Source organism: Pseudoalteromonas lipolytica (assembly GCF_900116435.1).
GTDB classification, from domain to species: domain Bacteria; phylum Pseudomonadota; class Gammaproteobacteria; order Enterobacterales; family Alteromonadaceae; genus Pseudoalteromonas; species Pseudoalteromonas lipolytica.
The window spans coordinates 1-13067 of record NZ_FPAZ01000006.1 but is presented as its reverse complement, the minus strand read 5'-3'; the positions used below and the strand labels follow the sequence as shown (position 1 = coordinate 13067).

The 13067-nt window shown below is 42.0% G+C and carries 10 protein-coding genes and 1 rRNA gene; 6 read left to right on the top strand and 5 right to left on the bottom strand.

Annotation, left to right across the window (positions count from 1 at the left end; genetic code table 11):
* Positions 1–38: 38 nt before the first annotated feature.
* The 4 genes from BM378_RS07275 to xseB form a co-directional block, all read right to left on the bottom strand.
* Positions 39–2219 (bottom strand): hypothetical protein, encoded by a 2181-nt coding sequence (locus BM378_RS07275; protein WP_074988901.1) that lies wholly within the window; start codon positions 2217–2219, stop codon positions 39–41.
* 233 nt (positions 2220–2452) lie between these two features.
* Positions 2453–4315 (bottom strand): 1-deoxy-D-xylulose-5-phosphate synthase, encoded by a 1863-nt coding sequence (gene dxs / locus BM378_RS07270; protein WP_065979736.1) that lies wholly within the window; start codon positions 4313–4315, stop codon positions 2453–2455.
* 88 nt (positions 4316–4403) lie between these two features.
* On the bottom strand, positions 4404–5291 hold the full coding sequence (ispA, locus tag BM378_RS07265) for a (2E,6E)-farnesyl diphosphate synthase (RefSeq protein ID WP_036966342.1): 888 nt from the start codon (positions 5289–5291) through the stop codon (positions 4404–4406).
* Positions 5292–5295: 4 nt separating this feature from the next.
* Positions 5296–5538, bottom strand: coding sequence for an exodeoxyribonuclease VII small subunit (gene xseB, locus BM378_RS07260; protein ID WP_074988900.1), 243 nt, complete (start codon positions 5536–5538; stop codon positions 5296–5298).
* Between the two features lie 271 nt (positions 5539–5809).
* Here xseB and pomA point away from each other — a divergent pair, with 271 nt between their 5' ends.
* From pomA to BM378_RS07240, 4 genes are all read left to right on the top strand, one after another.
* Positions 5810–6577 carry a flagellar motor protein PomA gene (gene pomA, locus BM378_RS07255; RefSeq protein WP_036966347.1) on the top strand — a complete coding sequence of 256 codons (768 nt, stop codon included), beginning with the start codon at positions 5810–5812 and terminating at the stop codon, positions 6575–6577.
* A gap of 2 nt (positions 6578–6579) precedes the next feature.
* A complete protein-coding gene (locus tag BM378_RS07250) occupies positions 6580–7503 on the top strand; it encodes a flagellar motor protein MotB (RefSeq protein ID WP_036966350.1) in 924 nt (307 codons plus the stop codon).
* A gap of 129 nt (positions 7504–7632) precedes the next feature.
* Positions 7633–8109 carry a hypothetical protein gene (locus BM378_RS07245; protein WP_036966353.1) on the top strand — a complete coding sequence of 159 codons (477 nt, stop codon included), beginning with the start codon at positions 7633–7635 and terminating at the stop codon, positions 8107–8109.
* A 66-nt stretch (positions 8110–8175) separates the two neighbouring features.
* Positions 8176–10086 (top strand): DNA topoisomerase III, encoded by a 1911-nt coding sequence (locus BM378_RS07240; RefSeq protein ID WP_074988899.1) that lies wholly within the window; start codon positions 8176–8178, stop codon positions 10084–10086.
* An 11-nt stretch (positions 10087–10097) separates the two neighbouring features.
* Here the strand turns inward: BM378_RS07240 and BM378_RS07235 are convergent, their stop codons facing one another.
* Positions 10098–11408, bottom strand: coding sequence for a M20 metallopeptidase family protein (locus BM378_RS07235; RefSeq protein ID WP_074988898.1), 1311 nt, complete (start codon positions 11406–11408; stop codon positions 10098–10100).
* Between the two features lie 83 nt (positions 11409–11491).
* Here BM378_RS07235 and BM378_RS07230 point away from each other — a divergent pair, with 83 nt between their 5' ends.
* On the top strand, positions 11492–12349 hold the full coding sequence (locus BM378_RS07230; protein WP_074988897.1) for a tetratricopeptide repeat protein: 858 nt from the start codon (positions 11492–11494) through the stop codon (positions 12347–12349).
* A 653-nt stretch (positions 12350–13002) separates the two neighbouring features.
* A 16S ribosomal RNA gene (locus BM378_RS07225) occupies positions 13003–13067 on the top strand; the annotation flags it as partial.

Genomic DNA, 13067 nt, shown 5'->3' with positions numbered 1-13067 from the left:
TAACCAGGGCGCTTGTTACCTAAGCCCCCTTTTTAGTTTTAATGGTTAAGCCAAGCCGGTAAAATAGCCACTGACTCTGGTGCCGTGAATGAGTAACTCACAGTCGCGGCAATATCACCACTTGGGCTATTTAAAATATTATCGAAGCGCATTACCAAACCATTCGACTTTTCAGCGACATATAAATGGTTGCCTGTATACATAATATCAACGGGGTTACCAAGCTGACTAGCTGGCCCTGCAATGTTGACGCTTACATTGGTTAAGCCGCTTGCTTTTGATGCGTTATTTAACACGTAAATTTTACCGTCGGTAGCATCGGCTGCACTGCCTACATCTGACACTATCAATGAATCACTTAGAGGATCATAATCAATACCATGAAGGTTAGTTGGCGCTGCAAACGCCGTACCGCCGGATGCTGGTGTGATCAAACGGTCTTCTCCAGTGATGGTTGTCATGCCTGCCATTAATTTGCTTTTCACTTCGTCAAATACTGCAACTGTGCCATTAGTCAGGGCAACAAATGCTTTGTCTGTTGCAGGGTCATAATCAACATCCCATGGGCGAGCACCGCCATTGGCTGTTAAAGTCATGAGTGGGCTAACATTGCCCGTTGCACAGCTCGAAAAGATTAAAATACCAGGGGTTGTGGCATTAAATTCAGCCACAAATACCATGCCATTATCAGAGGCCACATCGATACCTTTAGGTGAAATGATACCTGTATTTGCTCCAGTGATTAGCCTGTCTTGGCTGGTTGTAAATGTGTCGCCATCACGATGGGTTGCTACTTTGTTCGAGACAACGAGACCGCCTATTGATGTCGTTGCATTATCGTACGTGGCATAGCTTGTCCCTGATTTGTCGAAGGCGACACTTTCAATGGTTTGACTTGCATTATAGCTGGCAAGCTCTGCAGTCAAGGGGGCATTAATGCGGCTAATTTGACCGGTTGTAGCGCCTAGTACAGCTGGGTTGCTACTGACAGCAACGCCCAATAATGGCATGTTAATCATGACACTGTCAGAGCTATCTTGCATACCATTGTGCATGACTGTAGGTGTGATTGATTCAGGCTTTGTGGTTGCTGTCACTAAGTCAGGAGCAATATCACCGCTGTCACCAGCGAAAATATTGCTAAACACGAGTACGGCATCATTTGATTTTTCGGCAACACGTAAATCAGTGCCTGTCAGACTAATATCAACCGGATTGCCAAGCATAGACATTGGGCCTGCGATATGGCGGTCAACTGTGACCATGCCATCAGCCTGTGATGCATTTGAAATAACAAAGAGTGCACCGTCGGTTGCATCAGATGCACTACCTACATCAGAGAGCACTAATTTATTAGTATGTGATTCAAGCGAGATGCCATGAAGGTTCACTGATATTTTGGCGCCGGTTTCATCGCTAGGGGTAATTGTCCGCGCGGGTGTAGCTGCAAAGCCGCCCATTACATAGTTATCATATACGGCCACATCACCATTAGTGAGTGCAACGTATAATCGGTCGTTAATTTCATCGTAGGTTAAATCCCACGGTTTTGCGTCTGTCACTGTGCTGGCCAGTGGTGCAACATCTCCTGCGGCTTCTTTACCGAACACTGTTACTTGCATACCATTAAAGTCAGCAGCAAAAATTAGCCCGTGCTTGTTCGAAATAGTGATGCCTTTGGGGTTGACTAAGGTGCTGTTTGTACCTGATATGATTCTATCAACGTCACTGTTATACATCCCGCCATCACCTCGGCTGAGAATCTGACACACTGTGCTGATTGCCCCATTGCCCGAATCGGCTGCTTGTACAAGGTTACCTAAACTGTCGAATACGACACCTTCATTTGCCCCAGTGTTAAAACTTGAAAGCTTAGCGGCATTTTGATTGATAACATTGACTGTCCCCGCATTTTCTTGGCCATTATTAGCGAGAATAAAGGTGGCAGCTGCAAAACCGGGTGCACCATCGTTACCATCCATACCGTCTGAACCATCAGTGCCATTTGTACCATCTTGACCGTCAACGCCATTGGCTCCGTCAGCACCATCTTGACCTGCAACACCCTGAGCACCCATCGCACCGTCTTTACCGTCGTCACCACTACATCCACTTACGCCGAGCAACACGGCTAGTGTTAATGCACAAAGTGTAAATTTTGTTAGTGTTGAATCTGTGTGAGTATGTAGTGCTGTTTCATCATTTTTAAACGCTTTCATTTGTTCATACCTTATTTAATAATCCATCAAAAAGTGAACAGACAACGTGTAGTGCTCAGAACCGCTTTCAAAAGCATAACCCTTGCTCACGAGTTAACCTCATTGAGTAAACGGGGAAGGGGGAAGATTGGATGCAGGAAAAAATAACTTTTTTAGTATTTGTTTTTATATTATTGATTTTAAAATTAAAAAAGGAGCATTATGCTCCTTTTTATTTGAACTGATTGTGTAAGTTAAGCAATAAAGGCTTTAATACTAGCTAAAATACCGTTTGCATCTAGGCCCATTTCGGCATGCATTTCTTCCTGCGTACCGTGCTTTATAAACTCATCAGGGATACCCAAATTCAAGATAGATGCATTGGCTTTAATGGTAGCAAGGTATTCATTAACTGCAGAACCTGCACCGCCAGCAATCGCGTTGTCCTCGAGAGTGACAATCACATCGTGCTCGCTTAGTAAGTCGCTAATTGCCTGTGTATCGAGTGGCTTAATAAAGCGCATATCAAGCAGAGTTGCATTTAATGCTTCTGCGGCAAGCTGTGCATTATCTAACAAGGTTCCAAATGATAATATGGCCACCTTGTTTCCTTGTTTTATTGTACGGGCTTTACCAAGTTCAATTGCATGCATCTGTGCTTGCACTTCACAATGGCCAGCGCTACCGCGCGGATAACGTACCGCAACTGGTTGATTACATTGATAGCCAGTATAAAGCATTTGGCGGCATTCATTGGTGTCACTCGGTGCCATGATGATCATGTTTGGTATACAGCGCATAAAGCTTAAATCGTAAGCTCCTTGGTGTGTTTCACCGTCGGCGCCAACAATACCTGCACGGTCAATGGCAAATAAAACAGGGAGGTTTTGCAGTGCAACATCATGAATTAGTTGGTCATAGGCACGTTGTAAGAAACTAGAGTAAATAGCAACGACAGGCTTTAAGCCTTCGCACGCAAAACCTGCAGCGAGTGTCACGGCGTGTTGTTCTGCAATGGCAACATCGAAGTACTGGTTAGGAAACTCTTTTGAAAAGCGTACCATGCCCGAGCCTTCTCGCATTGCAGGGGTAATTGCCATGAGTTTGTCGTCTTGTTTTGCCATGTCACAAAGCCAATCACCAAACACGTTCGAGAATGTGGCTGCGCCCGGTTTTGATTTAGGCAATTTTGACATGCTAGGGTCAAATTTCGGTACCCCATGGTAGCCAATAGGATCCGCTTCAGCAGGTTTATAACCTTTGCCTTTTTGCGTTTTTATATGCAGTAATTGCGGCCCTTTAAGGTTACGCATATTACGCAGGGTATCGACCAACATATTCACGTCGTGGCCATCTATTGGGCCGATATAGTTTAAACCTAACTCTTCAAAGAAAGTGCCTGGAATGACCATGCCTTTCAAGTGCTCTTCCATTCGGCTGGCAAGTTCTTTTACGGGCGGTAAACCCGAAAGTAGCTTTTTACTGCCTTCTCGGATATTGGTATAGAAACTACCTGATAAAATGCGAGCGAAGTGGTTGTTTAATGCGCCCACGTTTTCTGAAATCGACATTTCGTTATCATTTAAGATAATCAGCACATTTGGGTTTACATCACCCATGTGGTTCATCGCTTCAAATGCCATACCCGCAGTAATGGCACCATCACCAATTACGGCAACTGTTTTTCGATCTTTACCTTCTTTTTCTGCCGCAATTGCCATGCCTAGGGCTGCAGAAATAGAGGTGCTAGAGTGACCTACACTGAATGTATCGTATTTACTTTCTTCACGGAATGGGAAAGGGTGTAAGCCATCCTTTTGACGAATCGTATGCATTTGGTCACGACGACCCGTTAAGATTTTGTGTGGGTATGCTTGGTGACCCACATCCCATACTAAACGATCTTCAGGGGTGTTATAGACATAATGCAGCGCAACAGTTAACTCAACAGTGCCTAATCCTGATGCTAAATGACCACTACTTTGCGAAACTGAGTTCAAAAGGTATTCACGTAACTCTTTACTAAACGCAGGTAATTTGTCTTGCGCTAAATCACGCAGTTGTGCTGGTTCGTCAACCAAACTTAATAATGGATACTTGCTACTATCAAGTGTCATGTTTTTTATACATCCTTCGCTAACCAGAGTGCATTATAGCCCATAGCGGCTCTGATTTTTTAGTTATTTTGTCTTTCTTTTGTAGGCACTAATATTTACGTTCAACTATATAGCTGGCAAGGCTTGCCAACTCATTTGTGTCGTAATCTATTGCCTCAAGAGCCTGATGAGCTTGGGCAAGTAAATCTTGCGCTTTTTGTTTAGCACCTGCCATGCCTAATAAAGCAGGGTAGGTTGCTTTATTAGCCGCAATATCTGACCCTTGAGGCTTTCCTAATGTTTCAGTATCAGCTTCAACGTCTAGGATATCGTCTTGTACCTGAAAAGCCAGACCTATCGCTTGACCAAATAGATTTAGTTGCTGCAATGTATGCTGATCACAGTGAGTCGCGCACAAAGCTCCCAGTGTAATTGCACAATTTAAAAGCGCCCCGGTTTTCAGTTGGTGGATACGTTCCAATTGCTCAACACTGATCACTTGATCGGTAGAGACAATATCCAGTGCTTGTCCCCCAACCATACCTTCAATACCTGAGGCTTTGCTTAATGAGGCTATCATTTTAACCTGTTGTGTCGCTGGCACCGTAAATTGATGATTAGCAATTAAATCAAATGCAAGCGTTTGCAGTGCATCGCCGGCTAAAATTGCCTGTGCTTCGCCATAAACAATGTGGCAAGTTGGTCGGCCTCGGCGTAAATCATCATCGTCCATTGCTGGCAAATCATCGTGTACAAGTGAGTAACTATGGATACACTCAATGGCTGCTGCAAGTACATCTAAATCGGCTTTGTTTGCTCCCATCATACGACCGGTTGCGTAAACAAGGTACGGCCGTAAACGCTTCCCCCCATTTAAAACACCATAATGGGTTGCGTCTTTAATTGTTTGTTCGGTATTAAGTGGCTGATCAAAATAGCGATTTAACATGGCTTCAACATCGTGTTGAGCACGTTGTAGTTGTTCTTTTAATTGCACTGAATTAGTCCAGGTTTGAATCAAAGTTGCTCAGAGGAGCTTGGCTATCGTTGCCCATTAAAATGGCCACTTTTTGTTCTGCTTGCTGTAATTTACCTGATGAGGCATTTGCCAGTGAAATACCACGTTCAAACTGTTTAAGTGACTGTTCTAAAGACAGTTCACCTTGCTCCATTTGCACAACTATTTGAGATAATTCATCCAGCGCTTCTTCAAAGCTTAAGTTTTCTGGTTTCTTTGCCGCCATTGTGGCCTCGATAGCTATTAGAAAGTGAGGCCAATTTTAGGGGGAATGCTAAACTAGGTCAAAGAATGATGTGTTTTTTTACGCATAAAGCGATTTCGATATGCTATTTTTACGCTTTTAGATACAGCTTAAACTTGTAGCTTAAAAATCTTACATTAAAATAAAATTAATTCATTTAATGATTTAAGTAATTCAATTGCTTGCCGATAAGCAGTTAATAATAAAAATTTGATGCCTGAGGGTGTCGTGTTATTTTCCTCTGGAGGGGTATGTGGATTTAGCAACCATAATAGGTATTCTTGGTGCCATAGGCTTAATTGCTATGTCGATGGTGTTAAGTAGTGACGGCCAAGTTGCAATGTTTTACAACACACCTTCGGTGGTCATTGTATTCGGTGGCTCGATTTTTATTGTGTTATCAAACTTCACCATGGGACAGTTTTTGGGGATAGGGAAGGTTGCAGCTAAAGCCTTCATGTTCAAAATTGAATCTCCAGAAGAGTTAATTGAAAAAGCAGTTGAACTAGCTGACTCTGCACGTAAAGGTGGCTTTCTCGCGCTGGAAGAGGCTGATATCCCCAATGCGTTCATGCGAAAAGGGGTTGATATGCTGGTTGATGGTCATGATGCCGATGTTGTGAGGGCTACGCTACAAAAAGATATTTCTTTGACATCTGCACGTCATGAACATGGTGCCACTTTATTTAAATCGCTTGCTGATATCGCCCCGGCAATGGGTATGATTGGTACGCTGATAGGGTTGGTTGCGATGTTATCAAACATGGATGACCCTAAAGCGATTGGTCCTGCTATGGCGGTGGCCTTACTTACCACCTTATACGGTGCATTTTTAGCGAATGTTATTGCTATTCCAATCCAGGTAAAGCTTGAGCTTCGTAAAGACGAAGAAGCACTAAACCAGCGCCTCATTTTGGATGCGGTTTTAGGCATACAAGATGGTCAAAACCCGAAAGTAATTGAAGGGATTTTGAAAAACTATTTAGCCGAATCTAAACGTAAAGTAGATACTGAGGAGTAGGCATGTCTGATCAAGAGTGCAAATGTCCGCCCCCTGGCCTGCCAGCTTGGATGGGCACATTTGCTGACTTAATGTCGTTATTAATGTGCTTCTTTGTACTCTTACTTGCTTTCTCTGAAATGGATGTACTTAAGTTTAAGCAAATAGCAGGCTCGATGAAGTTTGCTTTTGGTGTGCAAAATAAGATTGAAGTAAAAGATATTCCCAAAGGAACCTCGGTGATTGCAATGGAGTTCACGCCAGGTAAACCTGAGCCCACGCCGATTGAAACGATTCAACAACAAACCGTTGAAATGACTCAGCAAATGTTAGAGTTTCAAGCGGGTGATGAAAGCTCTGCTGGTGGTCGCCAAGAGCAACGAGGTAACAAGCGCGGTGGTGAATCGCAAAGTACAGCGCAAGAGCAAGCGATGGAGCAGTCAATTTCAGCGGCTGATCAAGAGCAAACTAATGAGCTTGTGAAAAAAATTGCTCAGCAATTAGAGCAACAGATTATGGATGGGGCGATTGAGCTTGAGTCGCTTGGTCAGCAAATTATTATCCGTATTCGTGAAAATGGCTCGTTCCCATCGGGCAGCGCATTTTTACAGCCTAAATTTAAACCTATCATTCGTGATATAGCGACCTTACTTAAAGACGTACCTGGTGAAATTACGGTGTCTGGCCATACCGATGATTTTCAGGTTTCTAATGAGCTATACACCAATAACTGGGATTTATCTTCGAAAAGAGCGGTGGCGGTTGCCAGTGAAATGGAAAAAGCCTCAGGTTTTGATAAGTCGCGCATGGTGGTTGTCGGGCATGCTGAAACACGGCCGCTTGTTCCCAATGTGACCGATGAAGATCGCCGACGTAATCGACGTGTCGAGATCTCTATAATGCAGGGTAAAGCGCACGAGTCAGACCCTATTGATGTGAGACCATAAATCCATTACAGTAAAACTTCGTTAACAGATGTAATGGAGTATACAAATGAAAAAAATAGATAAGTACTGCTACATGCCAGGTAATGGTAGTGGTGATGATGATGATAAAACTGATTAAGGTAGGTAATTTTGCCTGATTGGTTTGGCTCCATCATATCAATATTAAATAATAGCTGGGTATTCATGTTGAGCCCAGCTATTTTCGTTTTCTATCTACAAAAAGACTGGTTTGCCTTTCGGTTTGCACTAATCACAGCCTGCTTCTTTTTATACGGCACGTTGATTCATGACCATTTACGTGGTTTTGATGATATTTATGTCTGGCGCTATGTAGTGTGGGCTTTCAATGATATTGCTTGGATGGCTGTAATTGCGTATTTAGGGATCAAAGATAAAGTTTATTTGTGGCAGAGTGTATTGGGTCAACTTGTTGTTATTATGGCCCCTATTTTACAACTCTTTCGTTTAGTCGATCGCCACCTTTGGGACTTATCGTACAGCACATATATGTATAAGACGCTGCTGCCTCTCATTAATATTGCTACTGTTATTGTGTGTTATTTACCACTGATTTACTTACTAACACGGCGAGCAAAGCACGCTTAACTTATTCCTAAGTTAAAAACCCTATGCTAGACTACTGTTCATATAAACAGTATCCAGTGTTGCTTTATGAAACTTTACATTGCCGAAAAACCTTCTTTAGCACGCGCTATAGCAGATGCGCTGCCAAAACCTCAAAAAAAGCAGGATGGTTTTATTGAACTTGCCAATGGTGATTGTGTTTCATGGTGTATAGGTCATTTACTTGAGCAAGCGGAACCTGATGAGTACGATGAACGCTTTAAAAAATGGCGTTTTGAACATTTACCTATCGTGCCAGAGCAATGGCAACTAAAGCCAAAACCAAAAACGCGCAAACAACTTACCGTTTTAAAAAAGTTAATCAAACAGGCTACTCAGATTGTACACGCAGGCGATCCTGACCGCGAAGGGCAATTACTTGTCGATCAAGTGATCGATCAAGTTAAACTTAGCCAAGCAAAAAAACAGCAAATACAACGTTTACTAATCAGCGATTTAAACTTAAATGCAGTAAAAAAAGCACTCAATAATTTGCGGTCTAATCGCGAGTTTATTCCATTAAGTGTCTCTGCTTTGGCTCGTTCACGCGCTGACTGGTTATTTGGCATGAATTTGACTCGTGCTTATACATTAGCCGGTCAAAAAGCTGGATTTGGTAATGTGTTATCTGTTGGCCGTGTGCAAACGCCTATTTTAGGTTTAGTCGTCAACCGTGATAATGAAATTGCTAATTTTACAGCCAAGCCTTTTTATGAAGTATTGGCCCATCTAAAAACCCAAAACCAGCAAACATTTACAGCTAAGTGGCAACCGAGTAAAGCGTGTGAGCCGTATCAAGATGACGAAGGTCGCGTGTTGCACCGAGGGCTTGCAGAAAATGTTGTATCGCGAATAACTGACCAGCCAGCAACGGTATCAGAACTTGAGCAAAAGCAAAAAAAACAACAAGCACCTTTGCCTTATAACTTATCCGCTTTACAAATAGATGCAGCAAAAGCGTTTTCGATGCCAGCACAAAGTGTGCTCGATATCTGCCAAAATTTATACGAGCGCCATAAATTAATTACTTATCCTCGTTCAGATAATCGTTACTTACCAAAAGATCATCACCGTGAGGCTGCGGGCATTATTGCTGCAATTGCGCATAATAATGGACAACCTAATGAAGCATGCAATAAAGCTGATAGCAGTAAGCGAAGTAAATGTTTTAATGATAGCAAGGTCGCTGCGCATCATGCGATAGTGCCAACAGTTAAACAATTACGTACTGCAGCCTTAAATGCCGATGAGCAAAAGGTTTATAGACTTATTTGTCGTCAATATTTAGCTCAGTTTTATCCAGATTATATTTTTAATGAAACCAAAGTGAGTGTGATGATTGCGGGCGGGCTTTTTAAAACAACAGCTAAGCAAGATGTTAGTCTGGGCTTTAAAGCATTAATGGGTAAAACAGAATTAAAAGACGAACAAACACTTCCTCCATTAGAAAAAGGCCAGCAACTGCATTGTTACGAAGCTCAGCTCGTTGACAAAATGACGTCACCGCCCGCGCATTTCACAGACGCCACTCTATTAAGTGCTATGACGGGCATTAGTCGTTATGTAAAAGATTCAGAAATCAAAAAAATACTGAAAGAAACTGATGGACTTGGAACAGAGGCCACGCGAGCGGGCATTATTGAGTTACTCTTTAAACGACGTTTTCTAAAACGCCAAGGTAAAAGTATTATTGCTACAGAAACAGGGCAAGCGCTTATAAGTGCCTTACCTCTTGCGTTAGCGAGTCCTGATTTAACAGCGAAGTGGGAAGCTTCTTTGAGTAACATTGCTGAACAGCAAATGAGTTATCAGCAATTTTTAACACCGCTACTTGATGAATTGCAGCAACTTGTTGAACAAGCCAAACACTGCGATAGCCAGGTATTCGCGCAACTACCAAAAACGCCACCTAAGCGGCGTTTTAAAAGAAAAGCAAAATCTAAGGCTAAGCCAGCTTAGCCTTAAAACAGTTATTGATTGAATAATGCGACAGCGGCGTTGCTCATCGCAGTTATTCCTGTGGGTAGGGCTTTTTTATAATCTGGCGCAAATTTACTGGAGTGCAGTGAAGGTAAAGTGCTACCCGATTTTATTGCATCATTGTACTGGTTAGGTTCGACACCCCCTAACCAAAATAGCGTGATAGGGACATGGTGCTCTGTACGGCCATACAAACCAAAATCTTCACCTGCCATTACTGCATCTGCATCAAGTACATTTTCTTCACCAAGTGCACTGGAAATCGCATTACGTACAACATTTGTTTGTGCGGGATTATTATAAGTCGATGGAATAGACTCATCTTCATGAACGTATACCTCTGGGATTAAGCTTTCATCCAAGCCAGCACTCAGTGCAATACCTTTACTAATTCGTTTAATCGCCGCAATTTGCTGCAAACGTACTTCGGGATTATAGCTGCGAAGTGTTAATTGCAGTTTTACTTCATCAGAAATGACATTATGTTTAGAACCACCATGAATAGAGCCAACAGTAATGACCGAGGGTTCTAATGGAGAAAGCTCGCGACTGGTTATTGTTTGTAATGCTAAAACAATGCGCGAAGCGATAACAACGGGGTCAATTGTTGTATGTGGGTAAGCACCATGGCCCCCTTTACCTTTTACAGTGATATCTACAGAGTCAACACTGGCCATGGTATATTCATTTTTCATACTCACTTTCCCCGCAGGGACGCTCGCACTAACATGCAGCGCAATGACATGATCTGGGGTCGGATATTGAGAGAAAAGTCCTTCTTTTAGCATGGCTTTTGCACCGCCACCAACTTCTTCAGCGGGCTGTGCTACCATCATTAGCGTGCCTTGCCATTGATCTTTGTGAGATATTAATTGCTCTGCGGTCCCAATAAAAGAGCTCATATGGATATCATGGCCACAACCATGCATCACACCAACAGTCGCACCGCTGTCATTTTTCACAGTGACTTTAGAAGCGTAAGGCTTTCCCGTTTGTTCAACAATAGGTAATCCGTCAGTATCTGTGCGGATCATGATAGTTGGGCCTTCACCATTTTTATAAAGGCCTACAACCCCGTAACCACCCACATTATCAGTCACAGTAAAACCAAGCTTTTTAAGTTCTTTTGCTAGTTTTTGACCTGTTTGCTTTTCGTGATAAGACAATTCGGGTGTTTGATGTAAATCTAAATAAAGCTTTTCGATATTTGGCATTGATTGCGTTAGATTTAAATCCAATGATGCGGCGTGAGCAAGTGGACTAAGGAGTACTAATGCAGCACATATGCGCGATAATTTCATAATGACCTCGACTGAGTGGGCTTGTAATTGTTATGTTCGTCACCATATAAAAACCTAAATGAATATATAGTGCAATCGATCACATGAACAATATGATAAATCTTACACCGCAGAATCTGCAGCAAGCATTGGGTGAAACATCTTCAGAAAAAATAGTGCTACTTAGTTTTTATTCTGCACAAAACCCAGAATGTCATCAGCAAGCTGCAATTTTAGAGAAAATAGCCAGTGAATATGGTGAGCATTTATTAGTAGCAACACTAGACTGTGATGTGGAACAAGCGCTGGCGTCGCAATTGGCACAACAAATTGGCTTGCAAGCTTTGCCTACATTAGTATTGCTAAAAGATGCTGCTCCTGTTGATATGTTGCCAGGCGCACAGTCTGAGCAGCAAATTCGTGATGCGCTTGCAAAGCATTTACCTGCACAACATGAGTTATTACTTGAGCAAGCTAAACAAGCCTTAATTAATCAAGATCTAAACAATGCTTTTAATTATGCCAAGAAAGCGTATGAGCTAGACCCAAGTCATACGCGCGTAAAATTAGTGCTCGCGGATATTTGTATTCAAATTCATAAATTAGATGATGCGCAAGCTTTATTAGATTCAGTTGATGAAAGCGAGCGCGATGCTTATTTTACAAACATTAAAGCTAAATGTGAGCAGGCATTGGCAGCAACAGACTCACCAGAGATAAAAGCGTTACAAGTAAAAGTAGAAAAGTACCCGAACGATTTAGAAATAAAGCTGGAATTAAGTAATGCATTTAATGGAGCAGGGCGCAAAGAAGAAGCATTAGAGTTATTGTTTAATGTACTTAAGAAAGATCTAAACTTTGCAGATGCAAAACCAACATACCTAGAAATTATTGCTTCATTACCAGATGGTGATGCGTTAGCTTCAAAGTATCGTCGTAAACTCTACAGTATCTTGTATTAATATTTAGAAAATGAAAGAAAGCGTCATTTAAATAAGGGCGCTTTTTTTATTTTTAAAACTTGCTTATTACCTAATTTCGATAATACTTAAGATCCTCTCGAGAAAAGTTGGCTGTATTTTGTACAGTAAACTGTGTTTTTTACTGCCTTTAGCTTGTTTTTTGCGCGAAAGGTAAGTTTTTAGTAGTTTTCTGCAAAAAAGTGCTTGCGTAAAAAATCCATCTCCCTATAATGCGCATCCACTGACACGGCGGGCAGCAACGAAAGACGCTGAACAACGTAGCAGAGAGTTAAGTAAAACTTCGGTTTTAAGTCTTCGAAAGAAAGTTTAAAATTAAGTGTTGACTCGAAAAATTAAGGATGTATTATACGCATCCCTCGAGACGCGAAAGCAACTCGAAACGTTCTTTAACAATATAAAGCAATCATCTGTGTGGGCACTCGTGCAGATTGAGTTCTAACAGCGAAGCTACTTAGGTAGTAACGCAAACAAATTTAGAGTCTCAATGTTTTTTCCTTTAATGGAAAGTGAGTGACCAACGGAAATAAGTTTACTTATTTCAGCACAGTCAATTCAACATCGAAAGATGTTAAATAAATTCAGAATTCATTGAGCATGTCCGCTCCCTTAATGGGAAGGACAGAAAAAACTTTTAATTGAAGAGTTTGATCATGGCTCAGATTGAACGCTGGCGGCAGGCCTAACACATGCAAGTCGA

Coding starts and splice junctions, on each gene's coding strand:
- dxs (WP_065979736.1), bottom strand. CDS start 4,315: ATGACACTTGATAGTAGCAAGTATCCATTATTAAGTTTGGTTGACGAA.
- BM378_RS07250 (WP_036966350.1), top strand. CDS start 6,580: ATGTCTGATCAAGAGTGCAAATGTCCGCCCCCTGGCCTGCCAGCTTGG.
- BM378_RS07235 (WP_074988898.1), bottom strand. CDS start 11,408: ATGAAATTATCGCGCATATGTGCTGCATTAGTACTCCTTAGTCCACTT.
- xseB (WP_074988900.1), bottom strand. CDS start 5,538: ATGGCGGCAAAGAAACCAGAAAACTTAAGCTTTGAAGAAGCGCTGGAT.
- BM378_RS07230 (WP_074988897.1), top strand. CDS start 11,492: ATGAACAATATGATAAATCTTACACCGCAGAATCTGCAGCAAGCATTG.
- BM378_RS07240 (WP_074988899.1), top strand. CDS start 8,176: ATGAAACTTTACATTGCCGAAAAACCTTCTTTAGCACGCGCTATAGCA.
- BM378_RS07275 (WP_074988901.1), bottom strand. CDS start 2,219: ATGAAAGCGTTTAAAAATGATGAAACAGCACTACATACTCACACAGAT.